Here is an 18,272-nt window from a genome sequence, read left to right on the forward strand (position 1 = left end):
TGTGAGAGATGAGTTCGAATTTCTCCGCCGCGCTCAAAGTCGCAGAAGACGAAACGACCAGTCCCATGACATAATGGACAAAGATGAGATTGAGGTTTTCCTCGCTCCAAATATCGCGACACTCGGCCAGGAGCGTTGCGCGAAATGCGCTGGCAAGCCCCTGAAGGGCACCAGGCTTATCCTCTCTCCCGATATGATGTACCGCCGCGGATGGCGCACCTCGGCCCTTTCCCATACGCACCCCCTCAACGAGGTAGGTTGGTACGTTTCAAACTTTTACCAAATCCCTAAGGAGAGACAACCCAAGCGCGCATTTTTGCTCAACTACCGGCACCATATAACCACCAACAGATCTATGCCTTTGAAAGCCCTAGGTATAACTTTATTTCAGAATCAACCTCATGCACTTCATCGACCGGGCGATGAACGCCATCCACGCCTGTGCGGGATGCTCATGGGCTGACCAGGGCGTAGCGCCCCGGCTGGTGGTTGATGGCGATGATGGCGTTCAGCACCAGCGCCCCGGCGATGGACAAGAGAACCTGCGCCAAAGGCAGGATGAAGAGAGATGCCAGGAGAATGGCCACGTCCACACACAGTTGGAACCAGCCTGCCCGGATGCCAAACGCCTCCTGGAACCACAGCGCCAGGATGTTGACACCTCCAAGCCCGGTCCGGTGGCGGAACAGCACGAGCATGCCGGCGCCCATCAGCGCGCCGCCAACGAGCGCGGCATAGGTCGCATCGATGGCCTCGATCCTGAGCCAGACAGGCGTGAAGCGAGAGAAGAGGGAGACGAGACCCACCGCGATAAAGGTCCGCAATGCGAACCGCCAGCCGAGCCGATGCCACCCGAGCACATAGAAAGGCAGGTTGAGCAGGAAGAAGACGGTGCCGAATTGGGCGCCGGTCGCATAATGGATCAGGAGGGCGAGGCCCGCCATGCTGGAAATGGCCAGCATGGCCTTGGTGTAGAAGGCGATCCCCAGAGCCACCAGCGCCGTCCCAATCAGGAGGGCCATGCCGTCTTCCCAAAGGCGGTGGCGAGAGGCTTGTGCGTCCATCGGCTGGCTCCAGGTATCCGGGTCAAGCACCGCTCCCATGGAGCGCCGTGCGAAGGCGGCTCGAAGACCTGGGGCCTCCAAGGAGGACACCGGCTCTCCCCATTCCCGCGGCGCCTTTGGGCCAAGCGGTAACATGGCCGCAGGGAAAGGGCACGTTTCCATCCTTGGCCGCGGGTCGCGGCTCCCCCGCCCGCCTCCCCTGCCCCGCAGAACCCTCGGCCGCGAAAGATTTTCCGAGACGTTGCACGCACGTTTTCGCAGCCAATACGTGAGATTGCAGCTTATCCATAGGCGTTACCTTTCCATCGAAAGATGTTGCAAAGCACAAGAAGGTGCGCGCACCGCACAATGAAAACAGTCTTGACCGATCCGAGGACGCGCCGTACCGTCAAAATAACAAAATGATGTTTCATTATTCAAAACGAAACATCTTTCGGAAACGCCCTTAAGAGGATCGGAACGTGCCACCACGTTCGACGACGCGCGGCGCGCGCGGCGCTACCCCTTTGCCATCCGCGCCCACGTCCGGCGACAACCCCGCGACGGCTCGCGGGGCGGCGCCCGCGCCGCATTCCGCCACCGGCACCAGCACGCTCGACCTTGCGTTGCGCATGGTGGAGTTCCTGGCCATGCAGAGCCGGCCGCTGGCGCTCGCGCAGATCACCGCCCATTTCTCGGCCTCCAAGGCCACCGTCTATCGGCACCTTGTCACCCTCCAGCGGCACGGCTTCGTGCGTCAGGATCCGGAGACCGGGCGCTATGATGCGGGCGTCAAGCTCATGGTGCTGGGCGAGGCGCTGCGTGCCCGCTTCGACGTGCTCTCCGCCGCCCGCGCCGAGCTCATGGAATTGCGCGACCGCACCGGCCAGGCGGTCACCATCTGCGCCCTCGTCGACGGCGAGGTGGTGGTGCTGGAGCTGGTGCAAGGACGCACCCTGATTGAATTTGCCACCCGTCCCGGCACGCGGCTCGACTTTCACGCCAGCGCCCACGGCAAGGTGTGGCTGGCCTTCGGCGCCGACGAATTGCTGGCACGGGCGCTCGCGGCTCCCCTCAAGAACTGGACCGCGCACACCATTACCGACCCGGACGCCCTTCGTCGCGAAGTCGGCCTTGTGCGCCAGCGGGGCTGGTCCACTGCTCCCGACGAGGTGCTGACCGGCGTCAACACGCTCGCCGCCCCCATCTTCGACCATCGCGGCGCCCTCGTCGGCTCACTCGCCATTGTCGGCGCCACCCAATTCATCCCCCCCGATCCCCCCGATACTCAGGTTGCAGAGGTCACCGGCACCGCCGCGCGCATCTCCCGCAGCCTGGGATGGAGAAGCTGAGCCATGACATATTCGCTGGCCGTCGATATTGGCGGCACCTTCACCGACATCGTGCTGCGCCATTCCGACGGCCGCCTGCAGGTGGACAAGACTCTGACCACCCACCACGACCTGCTGGAAGGCTTCTTCCGCGGCGTCGACCAGGTGCTCGCCAAAGCCGGTGTCTCCGCGGAGGCGGTGGATGGCGTGGTGGTGCATGCCACCACAGTGGTCACCAACGCGCTCATTGAGCGCAAGGGCTTTCCCACGGCGCTCGTGGTGACGGACGGCTTCCGCGACGTGCTCGCCATTCGCAATGAGCACCGCTACGACATGTATGACCCGCAGATCGAGTTTCCCGAGCCGTTGGTCCCCGAGGACCTGACTTTCGGCATCAAGGAGCGGGTGCTTGCCGACGGCACCGTGCTCGCCGAGCCCACAGACGCCGACATCGCAGCGCTCGCCGACGCCATCCGGGCTTCTGGCGCAAAGGCCGTGGCGCTCTGCTTCCTCAATTCTTTCGCCAACGGCGCCAATGAGGCGAAAGTGGCGGGGCAATTGCAGCGTCTGCTCAACGACACCTTCTTCTGTACGTCGTCCGACGTGGCCCCCCAGATCCGCGAATACCAGCGCGCCTCAACGGCGACGGTGAACGCCTACACCATGCCCATCTCCCAGCCTTATCTGCGCCGCCTCTCCGAGCGGCTGCGGGACGAGGGCTTCTCGAATACGCCGCTCATCATGCTATCCTCCGGCGGCGTGGTTGGGGCTGAGACCGCCGGCCGCAATCCGGTGCGCATGATCGAGAGCGGGCCGGCCGCCGGGGCGCTCGCCGCCTGCCATTATGCGGAAGTGCTGGGCATCGACCGGCTCATGAGCTTCGACATGGGCGGCACCACCGCCAAGGCCTGCCTGATCGAGAACCGCACCCCCCTCGTCACTGGCCTGTTTGAGGTGGACCGCCGCTATCGCTTCAAGGAAGGCTCGGGGCTTCCCGTCACCGTGCCCTCCATCGACCTCATCGAGATCGGCGCGGGTGGCGGCTCCATCGCCCATGTGGATGATCTCGGCCTGCTGAAGGTCGGCCCCGAGAGCGCCGGCTCCAATCCGGGTCCGGCCTGCTATGGGCGCGGCGGGCGCAATGCCACCGTCACCGATGCGGACCTGGTGCTGGGTCTCATTGATGCGGAGAACTTCCTCGGCGGCGACATGCCCCTCGACACCGCCGCCGCCGATGCCGCCATGGGCCGGCTGGGCGCGGACCTGAAGGTGCCCGCCGTGCAGGCCGCGCGGGGCATCTATCGCATCGTCACCGAGGCCATGGCCTCCGCCGCCCGCACCCATGCCACCGACCGCGGCGTGGACTATCGCGGCCTGCCGCTCTTCGCCTTCGGTGGTGCCGGCCCGCTCCATGCCTGCGGCGTGGCCGAGCTGCTCCAGAGCACGGCAGTGATCGTGCCGCCGCAGTCCAGCGTGCTGTCCGCCTTCGGCACGCTGGTGACGCCCGTGCGGCTCGATCTGGTGCGCTCGGACCTGACGCTCCTCGACGACATCGACTGGACCCGCGTCGACCGCATCCTGGGCGACCTGGAAGCGGAAGGCCGCGCCGCTTTGCGCGAGGCGGGTTGCCTGCCCGCCGACGTCTCGCTCCTGATCGGCGCGGACATGCGCTATCTCGGCCAGCAGCACGAGGTCACCGTCACCTTCGAGGGCGACCCCCGCGAGACCCGCGACACCGCCGCCATCGCCAAGTTGTTCGCCGGCGCCTATCGCCACCTCTATGGCGTGAACCCCGACCATGTGCCCGTGGAGATCGTCACCTGGCGGATCACCGCGCGCGGTCCCGTGGTGCCTTTCCACCCGGCGGCGCGTGTGTCGGAGGGCCTCGGCAGCCCCAAGAGCCACCGCAAGGTGCATGCCTGGACCGACAACCAGGATGCCGCCGTCTATGAGCGCTCCACCCTCGCCGTCGGCCAGAGCGTCAGCGGCCCCGCCATCATTGAGGAGCGGGAGACCACCACCGCCCTCCCGCCCGGCTGGACAGCCACCATCGACCGCTTTGGCTGCATCGTCGCCACCAAGAATTGAGGACAGGTCCCATGGCAAACGTAAAGATGGACGGCGTCGAGCTGGAAATCCTGTGGTCCAACCTCATCGGGGTGGTGACCGAGCGGGCCAAGGCGCTGCAGCGCATCGCCTTCAGCCCCATCGTGCGCGAGGCCGGCGACCTCGCCTGCGCCCTGTTCGACCAGCGCGGGCGCATGGTGGCGCAGGCCAATACGGGCACGCCTGGCCACATCAATTCGCTGGCCTTTGCCGGCGCCCATCTGGTGCGCCTCTTCGCCGGCAAGTGCGCGCCGGGCGACGTGCTCATCACCAATGACCCCTGGCTGTCGGCGGGGCACTTCTTCGACATCACGGTGCTGACCCCCATCTTCAACGGGGAGAAGCTGATCGCCTATATCGGCTCCACCATCCACCACACGGACATTGGCGGCTACGGCATCGGCGCCGGCGCCCGGGACGTGCACGAGGAGGGTCTCTGGATCCCGCCGCTCAAGCTCTATGAGAAGGGCGAGCCGGTGGAGGTGCTCCACACCATGATCCGGCGCAATGTCCGCACGCCGGACGCGGTGTTCGGCGATCTCTCCGCCCAGGTCTCCAGCGGGCAGGCGGCGGCCGAGCATCTCATCGCCCTGTGCGAGCGCGCCGGCCTTGAGGATATCGAGACGTTGTCCGACGAGATCATCCAGCGCTCCGAGGAGGCCACGCGCAACGCCATCCGCAAGCTGAAGGCCGGCACCTATCACGGCGAGAGCCTGTTCGACGTTCCCGGCGGCGAAATCATCACGCTCAAGACCGCCGTGACGGTGGACACCGACACCGGGACCATCATCGTGGACTTCACCGGCACCTCGCCGCAGACGGCCACCGGCATCAATGTGGTGCTGAACTACACCCACGCTTATTCCACATTCGCCATCCGCTCCTGTCTCAATCCGGACCTGCCGAACAATACCGGCTCGCTCGCCCCCATCGAGATCCGGGCCCCGGAAGGCTCCATCGTCAATTGCGCTTATCCGGCGCCGGTGAATGCGCGCCATGTGGTGGGCATGTATGTGCCCATGCCCATCCTCAAGGCACTCCACCAGGTGATGCCGGACCGGGTTCTGGCGGAAGGCTCGGGCGCGGTGTGGACCATCCAGGTGCAGGGCAAGCGTGCCGACGGGCGGCCCTTCACCTCCTCCATGTTCAACTATTCCGGCGGCATGGGCGCCCGAGCCGAAAAGCACGGGCCGAGCGCCACCTGCTACCCGACCGGCGTTGCCGCCGTGCCCATCGAGATCCTGGAAGCGGCCATGCCCATCGTGTTCGACCGCAAGGAATTGCGGCGCGGCTCGGGGGGCACCGGTCGCACCCGGGGCGGCGACGGCCAGTTCATCCAGTTCCACCTGCGCACCGAATATCCCTGGCTGCTCAATGCGGTGCCGAGCCGGCTGGAAAGCGGGCCGGACGGCATTGGCGGCGGCGGACCGGGCGCAGCGGGGCGCTTCCTCGTCAATGGCAAGCCAGTGAGCGAAGCCCGCAAGCTCACCATGAATGCCGGCGACGTGGTGGTCCTGGAAACCCCGGGCGGCGGCGGCTTCGGCCCGGCAGCCTGAACGATTAGCTCGACCAGCGGCCCGGCCAGCAGAAGCCGGGCCATCTAAAAGAACAAACTTGTTTCGGGAGGAACATCGTGACGCTACGCACCCTCGCGGCCACAGCGCTGGTGGCCGCTTCCACACTGCTGGCCGTCCCGGTCGGCGCGCAGGAGACCTATAAGGTCGGCATCTCGGCCGGCCTCACCGGCTATGCCGCCACCGTCGACCGCGCCTGGCGCGACGGCGTGGAACTGGCCGCCGCCACCGTCAATGCCCGCGGCGGCGTGATGGGCCGCAAGATCCAGGTGATCGTGGAGGACAACCGCTCCGAGCCCCAGGAGGCGGTCACCGTCTATCGCAAGATGCTGTCCTCCGACGGCGCCCAGGTCTTCGTCTCCGGCTGCGTCTCCGCGGGCAATTTCGCCGCTGCTGGCCTGCTGGTGCGGGCCAAGGTGCCGATGATGCTGTGCTCCATCCTGCCGCAGCAGCCGGACCAGCTGAAATGGGCTTTCTCAACCCTGCCGCCGGCCGGCTTCGAGGTTGAAAAGCGCCTGGAATATCTGCGCGACAAGACGCAAATCCGGAAGGTGGGTGTGCTTCACGATCCCACCCCCTACGCCAATCTTCAGAAGAACGTGGCTGAGAAGGTCGCCGCGAAGTACGGCATCGAAATCGTGGCGGTGGAGCCGTACAAGCAGGATGACGCGGATCTGTCCGTGCAGATCTCCAAGATGCGCTCGGCCGGCGCTGGCGCCATCATCAAGATCGGCCTCGGCGGCACCACGCTGACCGCCGCCAAGAACATCAAGCAGCTGGGCGCGGACATGCTGCTGCTCACCAGCCTGGAAGACATCGCTGTGTTCCGTCCGGTGGCGGAAGTGCTGGGCGACAAGTTCTTCTTCGTCGCCTCGCCCTCGCAAGTCTATGACGCCCTCCCCGAAGGCGCGCTGAAGGCCGAGATCACCAAGTTCCTCAACCCCTGGAAGGAAAAGTATGGGGATCGCGACCCCAACTGGGCCTCGCGCGGCTGGGACGGGCTGATGCTGACCGTGGCAGCGGTCGAGAAGGCCAAGTCCTTCGAGGGTGCGGCGGTGCGCGATGCCTATGAGGCTATTACCGGCTACCAGGGCACGACGGGCGTCTACAATTTCTCGCCGGAGGTCCACCAGGGCATCACCGAGAACCCGTTCGTCATCGCCACCATCGTCGACGGCAAGGTGAAGGTGGTGCAATGAGCACCGCCCTCGCCACGCCCGCCAGCGCGCAGAGCGCGCTGGCGATGCTGGAGACGCGCGGCCTTGGCGCCCGCTACGGCCATGTGGAGGCGCTGCACCCCACCGACCTCCAGGTGGGCGAAGGCGAGCTCGTGGCCGTGCTCGGGCCCAACGGGGCGGGCAAGTCCACCTTGCTGCGCGCCATCCTGGGCCTCGTCACCAATTTCGGCAGCGTGCACCTGCGCGGCCAGCCCTTGCCCCGGCTCGATCCGGTGGCGGTGGCGGCGCGCGGCGTGGTGCTCGTGCCGGAAGGGCGCGGCATTTTTGGCCCCATGAGCGTGGCTGAGAACCTGGAGCTGGGCGCCTATCGCCTGCGCGACCGGCTCGAATTCCAGCGGCGGTGGGAAAGGGTGCTGGAACTCTTCCCGCGCCTCAAGGAGCGGCTGTCCCAAGTGGCCGGCTCCATGTCCGGCGGCGAGCAGCAGATGCTGGCTATCGGGCGCGCGCTCATGGCCGGCCCGACCGTCCTGTTGCTGGACGAGCCCTCCCTCGGCCTCGCGCCGCGGGTCACGGAGGAGATTCTGGCCACCCTCGGCCGGCTCAATGCCGAGGGGCTCTCCATCATCCTCGTGGAGCAGAAGGCGCCTTTGGCGCTGGAGCTCGCCAACCGCGCCTACCTGCTTTCGGTGGGCCGGATCGTCGCCACTCTCGATCCCCGCGAGATCACATCCTATGACGAGCTCGCTCAGCATTACTTCACCTGAGGCCAGGCGCCGACCACGCCTGTCCTGGCGCGGGCTGCTGCCATACGTCCTCGTGGCGGCGGTGGTTGGCTATGCCATCGCGGTGGGCGGCTATCCCGCCACCGTGGTGTCCTTCGCGCTCATCTACGCGGTGTTCGTGATCGGCCTCAACCTGTTCATGGGCTTTGCCAACCAGGTATCGTTCGGCCAGAACGCCTTCGCGGCCATTGGCGGCTATACGTCCGCCGTGCTCACCGCCACCTATGGCTGGGAGCCCTTGCCCGCCATGGCGGCGGGCATGGCCGGGGCGCTGGCCGCCGCCTGCGCCATCGGCTATCCGACCTTGCGTCTCAAGGGCCATTATCTCGCCATGGGGACGCTCGCCATCGGCCTCATCGTCTATGAGATCACGGTGGAATGGTCGAGCGTCACCCAGGGCTATATGGGACTGTCCGGCATTCCCCCGCTCGGCATAGGCAGCTATGAGATCAGCTCCGACCGCGGCCAGCTCATCGTGCTCACCTTGGTGGTCGCCGCCGCCACCTTCCTCTCCGCGCGCCTGCGCCGTTCCCGCATGGGCCGGGCGCTCTCGGCGGTGGCGGGCAGCGAGGAGGCGGCACGGGCGCTGGGCATTCCGGTGGCGCGCTACAAGCTGCTGGCCTTTCTCCTCTCCGCCGCCCTCGCCTCTCTTTCGGGTTCGCTGTTCGTGCATGTGGTCGGCTTCGTCAGCCCCGAAGTGTTCGGGCTGCACATGGTCATCCTCACCTTCACCATGCTCTATGTGGGCGGCATCGGCACCATTGCGGGGCCGGTGGTGGGTGCGCTCATCATCAGCCTGCTGCCCGAGACCTTCCGTGCCTTCAAGGACTATCAGGACCTCGCTTATGGCGCGGCGCTCATCCTGATGCTGATCTATGCCCCGAAGGGCCTCTCCGCCCTCTTCACCCTGCGGAGGCGCGCATGAGCCGGCTGGTGCTGGAAAACGTCACCAAGCGCTTTGGCGGCCTCGTGGCGGTGGACGGCGTGAGCTTCGCGGTGCCGGAGGCGGGCGTCACCGCCGTCATCGGGCCGAACGGTGCTGGCAAGACCACCCTCTTCAGCCTCATCTCCGGCTTCCTGCCGCCCACGGAAGGGCGCGTGCTGTTCGATGGGCAGGACATTACCGGCCTTGCCCCGGAAAAGGTTGCCCGGCGCGGCCTCGTGCGCACCTTCCAATTGGTGAAGCTGTTCGAGGACCTGACCACGCTTGAAAATGTGAAGGTGGGTCGTCACCTGCACACCAAGGCCGGCCTGTTCTCCGCCTTCCTGCGCCCACCCTCGGCGCGGCGCGAGGAAAGACAAGTGGAGGCCCGGGCCCGCGAACTGCTCGGCTTCGTGGGCCTCCAGCACAAAGCGGACGAGGATGCCTCCGGCCTCTCCTATGGCCAGCAGCGACTCCTGGAAATGGCCCGGGCGCTCGCCGCCGACCCGCGCCTCGTGCTGCTGGACGAGCCGGCGGCGGGGCTCAACGGAGAGGAATCCGCGGCCCTCTCCCGCATCATCCGCCGCATCGCGGACGAGGGCACGACCGTGCTTCTCATCGAGCACGACATGACCCTCGTCATGAATACGGCGGACCGGGTGGTGGTGGTGGATTTCGGCCGCAAGATCGCCGAAGGCACGCCGGCTGAGGTGCGCACCGACCCGGCGGTGATCGCCGCCTATCTCGGCAGTTCCAAGGCCGCCACCGCCGGCAGGGAGGCCAAGCATGGCTGACTTTTCTTACATCCCCCAGGTGCTGGTGTCGGGGCTCGGCATTGGCTGCGTTTACGGCCTCATCGGCATCGGTTTCTGCGTCATCTACAATGCCTCTGGCATCGTGAACTTCGCCCAGGGTGCCTTCGTCATGCTGGGCGGCATGATCACGCAGAGCCTGATGCAGGCCCAGGGCCTGCCCCTCATTCCGGCGGCGCTGGTGGCGGTGGCTCTGGTGGCGCTGCTGGGTGTCGGGCTGGAACGGCTGGTGGTTCGCCCGCTCTGGAACCGCAAGGCCACCATGTTCACCATGATCCTGGCGACGCTCGCCGCGCAGATCGTGATCGAGCGCGTCGCACTTCTCGTCTGGGGTGATCAGCCGCGTTCCATGACCGTCTTCACCGATCTGCCGCCGCTTCAGTTCGGTGGGGTGGCGGTGAGCTACCAGTTGCTGTGGATCGTGGGCGCGTCCCTGATCGCGGTGGGCGGGCTCGCCGCCTTCTTCCGCCTGTCGCGCACCGGCAAGGCGATGCGCGCCTGCGCCATCAACCGGGAAGCGGCGGCGCTCCAGGGCATTCCGGTCTCGCGCATGCTGGCGGCCGCCTTTGCCATCAGCGCCGGCCTCGGCGCCATGGCCGGCATCCTCATCACGCCCACCCAATACACCGCCTTCAATGTGGGCGTGCCCTTCGCCATTTCCGGCTTCATCGCGGCAATCGTCGGCGGCTTCGGGCGACCGTTCGGCGCCTTCCTGGGCGGGCTGATGCTCGGCCTTGTGCAGTCGCTGGCGATCCTGGGTTTCGGCGCGGGATTGAAGACGGTGGCCGCGCTCTCCGTCCTGCTGGTCTTCCTCTTCATCCGGCCCTCGGGCCTGCTCGGCGCGGCGAAATAGCGCTCATCTTTTCAAGGAGTTGCTTCCATGGACATCACCAAGATCAATTGGGACGCAATGGAATGGACCCCGGTGCGCGAGGGGGTCGAGCGCAAGGCCGTGTCCGGCGCGGGCGCGACCCTCGCCCTGCATCGCCTCATGCCCGGCCATGAGCCCAAGCCGCACAGCCATCCCCATGAGCAGATCGCCTATATCGTCTCGGGCACCATCCGCTTCTTCGTGGGCGAGGACGAGCACCTGATTGGCCCCGGCGGGGTCATCGTGATCCCGCCCAATGTACGCCATTGGGGCGAGGTGGTCGGCGACGAGCCGGTCATCAATCTCGACATCTTCACCCCCCGCCGGCCCGAATACGCCTGAGCAGGATCCGACCGATGGCCCCCTTCCGCGACCGCCTCGCCCATCCGTTGCTCGGCACCTTCATCAAGTCGGCGTCCTATCAGATGGTGGAGATCCTGGCGCTGAGCGGGCTCGACTGTGCGATCCTCGATGCCGAGCACGCGCCCTTCTCGCCAGGCGATCTTGATCGCATGATCCTCGCCGCCCGCGCCGGCGGTCTGCCGGCCTTGGTGCGCGTGGCGGGGCTTGATCCTGCCCCCATCGCCGCCTGCCTGGACATGGGTGCCGCCGGCATCGTGGTGCCCCATGTGCGCACGCCGGACGAGGCACGCGCGGCGGTGGAAGCGGCCAAATATGCCGGACGGCGGGGCTTTTCTCCTTCCCCCCGCGCCGGTGGCTATGGCACGCGGGGCGCGGATGCCTATCTGGCGGCGGCGGACGGCGAGACCTCGGTCTGGTGCCAGATCGAGGATGCGGAAGCGCTCGACCGGCTGGACGAGATCGCGGCCGTGCCGGGCGTGAACTGCCTGTTCGTGGGCCGCGCTGACCTCTCCCTCTCGCTTGGCGCCTCGGGCACGGGCGATCCCCGCGTGGGTGAGGCCGTGAAGGCGGTGGGCGTGGCCTGCCGGCGCGCCGGCACCGCGGCCGGTCTCTTCATTCCCGGCACGGCGGAAATCGCCGCGCGGGCTGCCGAAGGCTACAGCGCGTTCATCTGCGGCTCGGACCAGAGCTGGCTCCTGGACAAGGCCCGCACCACCGTGCGCGCCTTCGCGGAAGCAACGGGGCCGACCTAGAGTCCTTCCAGCCAATTTGTTGAAATCGCTGAGGCGTTCTAGACGGACGCCGGCGTATCCGTGCCGCGCGGATCGAGCCGCCGAAGCTCGTCCGCGAGGAAGGCGACGAAGATCCGCGTCGCCTCGGGTAGCACACGGCCCTGCATGGTTTGGATCTCATAGCGCCGCTCGGTGCTGGCACGCGTCTTCAGCGGCAGCGAACGCATGCGGAAACGGGAAAGACGCGTTGCGGCGGTGATGCGGCCGGTCATGATGATGCCGCCACCAATCTCGGCGAAGCTCCAGAGGCCTGCCATGTAGTTGGTGGTCATCACGGGCTCGATGACCACGCCCTCTACGCCGCATAGGATGTCGAAGAGCTGCCGGGCCGTTGTGTCCTTCCCGGAAAGCCCCACCGGATACTCAGCCACCTCCGCAAGCGTTACGCCGTCCTTCTCGGCCAGGGGATGGTCCGGAGCCATGAGGGCGACCAGGGGCGCGCTGCCCGCCAGCTCGACCCTTATGCCGGCATCGGGCACGAAGCCGAAGGAGAGGCCCACATCCACGATGCCCTCGCTCACCATGCGCGTGGTCTCGCGTGGGGCCGCCACGTGCATCTCGAACGAGATGCCGGGATATAGGCCGCGAAACATGCCGATGGCGCGCGGAACGAAGTCCGTTCCGAAGCCCTCTGTGCAGCCGACGCGCACGAGGCCACGTTCCAGCCCTTTCAGGCGGCGGATCTCCGCCACCACCTGCTCCTCGCCGAGGCGGGTGCGGCGGGCGTGCTGGGCCAGGAGTTCGCCGGCCGCATTCAGCACCAGCCGACGGGAGCGGCGCTCGAACAATTGCGTTCCAAGATCGGCCTCCAGCTTGGCGATCTGCCGGCTGATGGCCGAGGCGGCCACATTCAGGCGGGCGGAGGCCTCCGCGATGGAACCCACTTGAACCACTTCAAGAAAATAGCGCAGCGCTGCATCGTCCAAGGGTGCACTCCGCCTCAATTGCCGTTTAGGCAACAAATCCGACTAAATATTCTAATTGCGATAGCTCAAAAGCTCAATAATCTATCTCGCCTAGAAGCTGAGCAAAAAGCGCGGCTCAATCAATAAAGTCCAGAGAGAGAACATGGCCAGCATTCCGTCCCGTCTCTCGTGTCTCCTCGCGTCGGCGCTCATTCTGGGCACGCTCCCCGGTGCAGCCTTGGCCGACAAGGCCAAGGACACGCTCGTCTATGCCTCGGATTCAGAGCCGGAGAACATCAGCCCGTACCACAACAACCTCCGTGAAGGCATCATTGTCGCCCGGCACGTCTTTGATAACCTGATCTTTCGCAATCCAGATACAGGCAAGTACGAACCGCAGCTCGCAACCGAATGGACCTGGGTCGACCCGCAGACGCTCGACCTGACCATCCGAAAGGGCGTCACCTTCCACAATGGCGATCCGCTGACCGCCGACGACGTGGTGTTCACCCTCAACATGGTGGTGTCACCCGATTCCAAGGTCGTCACCAAGCAGAACGTAAATTGGATCAAGAGCGCTGAGAAGATCGGCGACGACAAGGTGCGCATTCACCTGGTCGGCCCGTTCCCGGCCGCCATCGAATATCTGGCCGGACCGGTGGTGATCTACCCCGAATCCTATTTCAAGAAGGTGGGCCTCGACGGCTTCGCCAAGGCGCCCATCGGCTCCGGACCCTACAAAGTGACCTCGGTCACGCCCGGAAAGGGCGTGAAGATGGAGAAAAACACCGCCTATTGGAAGGACAGCCCCCTCGGCCAGCCCAAGATCGGCAAGCTGGAATTCCGCGTCATTCCGGACCCCGAAACCCAGGTGGCCGAGCTGATGACGGGCGGCCTCGACTGGATCTGGCGTGTGCAGGCCGACCAGGCCAAGCAACTCGGCGCCGTGCCCAACATCACGGTGCTCGCCGCCGAGACCATGCGGGTGGGCTTCCTGCAGTTGGATTCCCAGGGGCGCGCGCCGGGCTCGGAGCCGCTGAAGGACCCGCGCGTGCGCCAGGCCATCGCCTATGCCATCGACCGCAAGGCCATGGTGGACAATCTGGTCCGCGGCGGCGCCCGCGTCATGAATTCGGCCTGCTTCATTGACCAGTTCGGCTGCACCGACAAGGGTGTGCCGCGCTATGATTACGATCCCGCCAAGGCCAAGGCGCTGCTGGCGGAGGCCGGCTATGCCAGCGGCTTCTCGGTCGACCTCTATGCCTATCGCGAGCGCGAATATGCGGAGGCCGTCGTGGGTTATCTCGGCGCGGTGGGGATCAAGGCCAAGCTGAATTACATGAAGTATGCCGCGCTCCGCGAGCTCGCCCGCGCCGGCAAGGTGCCGATCTATTTCCAGACCTGGGGCTCCTTCTCGGTTGCCGATGCGTCCGCCTTCACCGGCGCCTGGTTCAAGGGCGACAGCGACGACATGGCCCACGATGCCCAAGTCTCCGCTCTGCTCAAGAAGGCCGACACCACGGTGGAGACGGACATTCGCCTCGCCACCTACCAGGAAGCGCTGACCCTGATTGCGCAAAAGGCCTATCTGGTGCCGCTCTTCTCCTATTCCGCGAACTATGCCTTCACCAGCGACCTGAAGTTCACGGCACAGCCGGACGAACTGCCGCGCTTCTACAAAGCCAGCTGGAAATAGGCTGTGGAGGCAAGGCGGGGCGGTCTCCGTCGCCCCGCCTTGGTTCAGTGTCAGTCCGGGACCACCCCGCCCCGGCCCTTTCGGATCCTTCCGAGGACGCCTCCATGCTCGCATTCACCCTTCGCCGCCTGGTGGTGGCCATTTCGGTGGCGTTCACCGTATCGGTCATCGCCTTCCTGCTGCTGCATCTGTCCGGCGATCTCGCCACCACCATTGCGGGGCCCGAGGCCTCCGCCGAACAGGTGGAGCAGATCCGGCAACAGTTCGGCTTGGACCGCCCGCTCTCGACGCAATATCTCGACTGGCTATGGGGCGCGCTGCACCTCGACTTCGGCACGTCCTTCTACTTCCGCAACTCCGTCGCCAGCCTGCTGGCGGAGCGCATGCCCGTTACCCTGACGCTGGGCGCCATCTCGCTGGTCATCTCGCTCGTCATCGCCGTGCCGCTCGGCGTGCTCGCCGCCGTCTATCGCGGCACGATCATCGACCGGCTGGCATTGACCTTCTGCGTGCTGGGTCAGGCGCTGCCGACCTTCTGCCTGGGCCTCGGCCTCATCATCGTGTTCGCGGTAAACCTGCGGTGGCTTCCGGTCTCCGGCAACGCCTCCTGGCAGAATTACGTTCTGCCTTCCATCGCGCTCGGCTGGTACGCGGTCCCCGCGGTGATGCGCCTGTCGCGCAATGGCATGCTGGAAGTGCTCTCGCAGGATTATATCCGGACGGCCCGCGCCAAGGGACTCCCGCCCGCCAAGGTCATTCTGAAGCACGCCCTGCGCAATGCCATCATCCCGGTGGTGGCGCTGGCGGCGGTGCAATTCGGCTTCATGCTGGGTGGCTCCATCGTGGTGGAGGCGGTGTTCTCCATGCACGGCATTGGCCACCTGGCTTGGGAGGCCATCGCCCGCAACGACTTCCCGGTGGTGCAGGCGGTCGTGCTGGTACTCGCCGCCATCTACATCACGCTGACCTTCCTCGCTGACGTCCTCAACGCCTTGCTCGATCCCCGGATGCGCGTCGCATGACCATGACCCTCACATCCGCCAAATCCGAGCCCGGCCCTCTGGACCAGCCCCCGGTCCGCCGCGCGCCGCTCCACACCTTCCTGCTCAAGAGCCTCAACCATGGCGGCTTCCTGGTGGGCGCGGGGCTGCTCGCCTTCATCGTGCTGGTCGCGCTCGCCGCGCCCCTCATCGCACCCCACGATCCCTATGCCCAGAACCTCGCCCAGCGCCTGATCCCGCCGGTCTGGGATGCCAAGGGCAGCTGGAACCACATTCTCGGCACCGACAAATTGGGGCGCGACTATCTGAGCCGCCTCCTTTACGGCGCGCAAATCTCGCTCTTGATTGGCACGCTCACCGTCATCATTTCCGGCGTCATCGGCACGGTGCTGGGGGTGTGCGCCGGCTATTTCGGCGGCCGGGTGGATGCGGTTCTGAGCTACATCGTCACGACCCGCCTCGCGCTCCCCGTGGTGCTGGTGGCGCTCGCATCGGCCGCCTTGGTGGGCAGCTCGCTCCAGGGCGTCATCATCGTGCTGGGCCTGTTGCTGTGGGACCGCTTTGCGGTGGTGACGCGCTCGGCGACGCAGCAGGTGGTGGGCTCGGATTATATCGCTGCCGCCAGCGCCATCGGCTGCTCGACGCCCCGCATCATCCTCTCCGAGGTGCTGCCCAACATCCTCAACCCGCTCATCGTGGTGGCGACGCTGGAAATGGCCCACGCCATCCTGCTGGAGGCCGCGCTCTCCTTCCTCGGCCTCGGCGTGCAGCCGCCGCTGCCGTCCTGGGGGCTGATGATCGCCGAGGGCAAGCAATACATGTTCTTCAGCCCCTGGGTGATCGCCATTCCCGCGACGGCTCTCGTGGTGCTGGTGCTGGCCATCAATCTCATGGGCGACGGGCTGCGCGACATCACCGCGCCCGAGAACAGGAACTGAGCCATGGCCCTGCTGGAGGTGAAAGACCTCGTCATCGACATCCCCACCGGCGCCGGCGTGCTGCATGCGGTCAGCGGCGTTTCCTTCTCCCTGGAGCGGGGCGAAACGCTGGCCATCGTGGGGGAGAGCGGCTCGGGCAAGTCGCTGACCTCGCTCGCGCTCATGGACCTCTTGCCCAAGCGCGTCCAGCGCAAGGCCGAAAAGCTCTCCTTCGACGGCATCGACCTGATGACGCTCTCGGATTCCGGCATGCGCCGGTTGCGGGGCAACCGGATGGCGATGATTTTCCAGGAGCCCATGACCTCGCTGAACCCGGCCTATACGATCGGCAACCAGCTCACTGAGGCGCTGACCTGCCACCGCAAGGTCTCCATGCGCGAGGCCACGGACCGGGCCGTATATCTCTTGGAAAAGGTGGGCATCACCGCCGCCGCCCGGCGCCTGTCGCAATATCCCCACCAGCTCTCAGGGGGCCTGCGCCAGCGGGTGATGATCGCCATGGCCCTCATGTGCGGCCCCGAGCTCATCATCGCGGACGAGCCCACCACCGCCCTCGACGTGACCATCCAGGCACAGATCCTTCATCTCATCGCCGACCTGCAGAAGGAATTCGGCATGGCGGTGATCCTCATCACCCACGATCTCGGCGTGGTGGCGCGGGTCGCCGACAAGGTGGGGGTGATGTATGCTGGCCGCCTGGTGGAGACCGGCGCGGCGCGCACCCTCTTCCGCCATCCCGCCCATCCCTATACGCGCGGCCTCCTGGACTGCATCCCCGTGCCCGGACGCACCGTGCCCGGGGCGCCTTTGGGCGCCATACGCGGCCAGGTGCCGAACCTCATCGGCCGGCTGGAAGGTTGCGCCTTCCGCAATCGGTGCGATCTGGCCAGCCCCGAATGCGCCGGCGCCATCCCCCTTCTCCATCCCGAGCCCGCCCATGACGTGCGCTGCCTGCACGCCAGCATCCCGGAGGCCGCGGCATGAGCGACATCGTCCTTGAACTGAAAGACGTCACGCGCACCTTCCAGGTGTCGCAAGGGCTGTTCCGCCCCAAGGCCACCCTTACGGCGGTCGCTGGCGTCTCGCTCCAGGTGCGCCGGGGCGAGGTCTATGCCCTGGTCGGGGAAAGCGGCTCGGGCAAGTCGACGCTGGCCAAGATGCTGCTGGGCCTCCTGCCGCCTTCGTCCGGCGAGATCCGCATCGACGGCACGCCCATCGCCGACACCAACCGCATCGCGGTGGCGCGGCGCATCCAGCCCATTTTCCAGGACCCCTATTCCTCGCTCAATCCGCGCAAGTCCATCGCCGACCTCATCGCCTTGCCGCTGGTGGTGCATGGCATCGGCAGCGCGGCCGAACGGCGCAAGAAGGTGCTGGAGATGCTGGACGTGGTGGGTCTGCCGCGCCGTCTCCTCGATGCCGGACCGAGCCAATTGTCCGGCGGCCAGCGCCAGCGGGTCGCCATCGCCCGTGCCCTCATCATGCGGCCGGAAGTGGTGATCTGCGACGAGCCCACCTCCGCGCTCGACGTCTCCGTGCAGGCGCAGATCCTCAATCTGCTGCTGGAATTGAAGCGCGAATTGGGGCTCACCTACTTCTTCATCAGCCACAATCTGGCGGTGGTGGAGCATCTGGCTGACCGGGTGGCGGTCATGTATCTCGGCCGCTTCGTGGAGGAGCGCACGCGCGCCGGCCTCTTTTCCGGCCCGCAGCACCCCTATAGCCGCGCGCTGCTGGAGTCCGTGCTGACCCCCGATCCCGATCTCGGTGTGCCGGACACGCATCTGGGCGCCGTCTTTCCGAACCCGCTGACGCCCACGCCCGGCTGCGCCTTCCATCCGCGCTGCCCCTCCGCGCGCGATTTGTGCCAGCGCATCTCGCCCGAGGCCCAGTCGCTGCCGGACGGCTATGCCGCCTGCCATTTCGCCACGCCGGCCGCCCTGCCGAGCGCCGCCTGAT

17 protein-coding genes are annotated in these 18,272 nt (G+C 66.3%); 15 read left to right on the forward strand and 2 right to left on the reverse strand.

Annotation, left to right across the window (positions count from 1 at the left end; all coding sequences use genetic code 11):
- Positions 1–452 precede the first annotated feature (452 nt).
- The gene (locus tag J5J86_RS10680; protein WP_209104876.1) at positions 453–1,103 is read right to left on the reverse strand and encodes a YitT family protein; all 651 of its coding nucleotides are present in this window, start codon (positions 1,101–1,103) and stop codon (positions 453–455) included.
- Between the two features lie 422 nt (positions 1,104–1,525).
- Between J5J86_RS10680 and J5J86_RS10685 the strand changes: the two genes are divergently transcribed.
- From J5J86_RS10685 to J5J86_RS10730, 10 genes are all read left to right on the forward strand, one after another.
- Positions 1,526–2,395: an IclR family transcriptional regulator gene (locus tag J5J86_RS10685; RefSeq protein ID WP_209104877.1), complete on the forward strand. Its 870-nt coding sequence runs from the start codon at positions 1,526–1,528 to the stop codon at positions 2,393–2,395.
- Positions 2,396–2,398: 3 nt separating this feature from the next.
- Positions 2,399–4,462 carry a hydantoinase/oxoprolinase family protein gene (locus J5J86_RS10690; protein ID WP_209104878.1) on the forward strand — a complete coding sequence of 688 codons (2,064 nt, stop codon included), beginning with the start codon at positions 2,399–2,401 and terminating at the stop codon, positions 4,460–4,462.
- Positions 4,463–4,473: 11 nt separating this feature from the next.
- A complete protein-coding gene (locus J5J86_RS10695; RefSeq protein ID WP_247658322.1) occupies positions 4,474–6,036 on the forward strand; it encodes a hydantoinase B/oxoprolinase family protein in 1,563 nt (520 codons plus the stop codon).
- 77 nt (positions 6,037–6,113) lie between these two features.
- Entirely contained in the window at positions 6,114–7,253 is a 1,140-nt protein-coding gene (locus J5J86_RS10700; RefSeq protein ID WP_209104879.1) for an ABC transporter substrate-binding protein, read from the forward strand.
- Entirely contained in the window at positions 7,250–7,996 is a 747-nt protein-coding gene (locus J5J86_RS10705; RefSeq protein WP_247658324.1) for an ABC transporter ATP-binding protein, read from the forward strand. Before J5J86_RS10700 ends, J5J86_RS10705 begins: the two co-directional genes overlap by 4 nt.
- 52 nt (positions 7,997–8,048) lie before the next feature.
- Complete coding sequence (locus J5J86_RS10710) at positions 8,049–8,939, forward strand: branched-chain amino acid ABC transporter permease (protein WP_209104880.1); 891 nt, start codon at positions 8,049–8,051, stop codon at positions 8,937–8,939.
- Positions 8,936–9,730, forward strand: coding sequence for an ABC transporter ATP-binding protein (locus J5J86_RS10715; RefSeq protein ID WP_209104881.1), 795 nt, complete (start codon positions 8,936–8,938; stop codon positions 9,728–9,730). The genes J5J86_RS10710 and J5J86_RS10715 overlap by 4 nt, the downstream gene beginning before the upstream one ends.
- Positions 9,723–10,601, forward strand: a complete 879-nt coding sequence (locus J5J86_RS10720) for a branched-chain amino acid ABC transporter permease (protein ID WP_209104882.1) — start codon at positions 9,723–9,725, stop codon at positions 10,599–10,601. The genes J5J86_RS10715 and J5J86_RS10720 overlap by 8 nt, the downstream gene beginning before the upstream one ends.
- A gap of 27 nt (positions 10,602–10,628) precedes the next feature.
- Complete coding sequence (locus tag J5J86_RS10725; protein ID WP_209104883.1) at positions 10,629–10,961, forward strand: cupin domain-containing protein; 333 nt, start codon at positions 10,629–10,631, stop codon at positions 10,959–10,961.
- 14 nt (positions 10,962–10,975) lie between these two features.
- A complete protein-coding gene (locus tag J5J86_RS10730; RefSeq protein WP_209104884.1) occupies positions 10,976–11,734 on the forward strand; it encodes an HpcH/HpaI aldolase family protein in 759 nt (252 codons plus the stop codon).
- Positions 11,735–11,772: 38 nt separating this feature from the next.
- Here the strand turns inward: J5J86_RS10730 and J5J86_RS10735 are convergent, their stop codons facing one another.
- Positions 11,773–12,699 carry a LysR family transcriptional regulator gene (locus J5J86_RS10735; RefSeq protein ID WP_209104885.1) on the reverse strand — a complete coding sequence of 309 codons (927 nt, stop codon included), beginning with the start codon at positions 12,697–12,699 and terminating at the stop codon, positions 11,773–11,775.
- A 142-nt stretch (positions 12,700–12,841) separates the two neighbouring features.
- Here J5J86_RS10735 and J5J86_RS10740 point away from each other — a divergent pair, with 142 nt between their 5' ends.
- The 5 genes from J5J86_RS10740 (at position 12,842) to J5J86_RS10760 (ending at position 18,271) form a co-directional block, all read left to right on the forward strand.
- Complete coding sequence (locus J5J86_RS10740; RefSeq protein ID WP_209104886.1) at positions 12,842–14,374, forward strand: ABC transporter substrate-binding protein; 1,533 nt, start codon at positions 12,842–12,844, stop codon at positions 14,372–14,374.
- A 104-nt stretch (positions 14,375–14,478) separates the two neighbouring features.
- Positions 14,479–15,396 (forward strand): ABC transporter permease, encoded by a 918-nt coding sequence (locus J5J86_RS10745; RefSeq protein ID WP_209104887.1) that lies wholly within the window; start codon positions 14,479–14,481, stop codon positions 15,394–15,396.
- A gap of 2 nt (positions 15,397–15,398) precedes the next feature.
- On the forward strand, positions 15,399–16,313 hold the full coding sequence (locus J5J86_RS10750; protein ID WP_209105349.1) for an ABC transporter permease: 915 nt from the start codon (positions 15,399–15,401) through the stop codon (positions 16,311–16,313).
- 3 nt (positions 16,314–16,316) lie between these two features.
- A complete protein-coding gene (locus J5J86_RS10755; protein WP_209104888.1) occupies positions 16,317–17,297 on the forward strand; it encodes an ABC transporter ATP-binding protein in 981 nt (326 codons plus the stop codon).
- Complete coding sequence (locus J5J86_RS10760; protein ID WP_209104889.1) at positions 17,294–18,271, forward strand: ABC transporter ATP-binding protein; 978 nt, start codon at positions 17,294–17,296, stop codon at positions 18,269–18,271. Before J5J86_RS10755 ends, J5J86_RS10760 begins: the two co-directional genes overlap by 4 nt.
- Position 18,272: the final 1 nt, after the last annotated feature.

This window comes from Aquabacter sp. L1I39 (assembly GCF_017742835.1).
In the GTDB taxonomy this organism is placed as follows: domain Bacteria; phylum Pseudomonadota; class Alphaproteobacteria; order Rhizobiales; family Xanthobacteraceae; genus L1I39.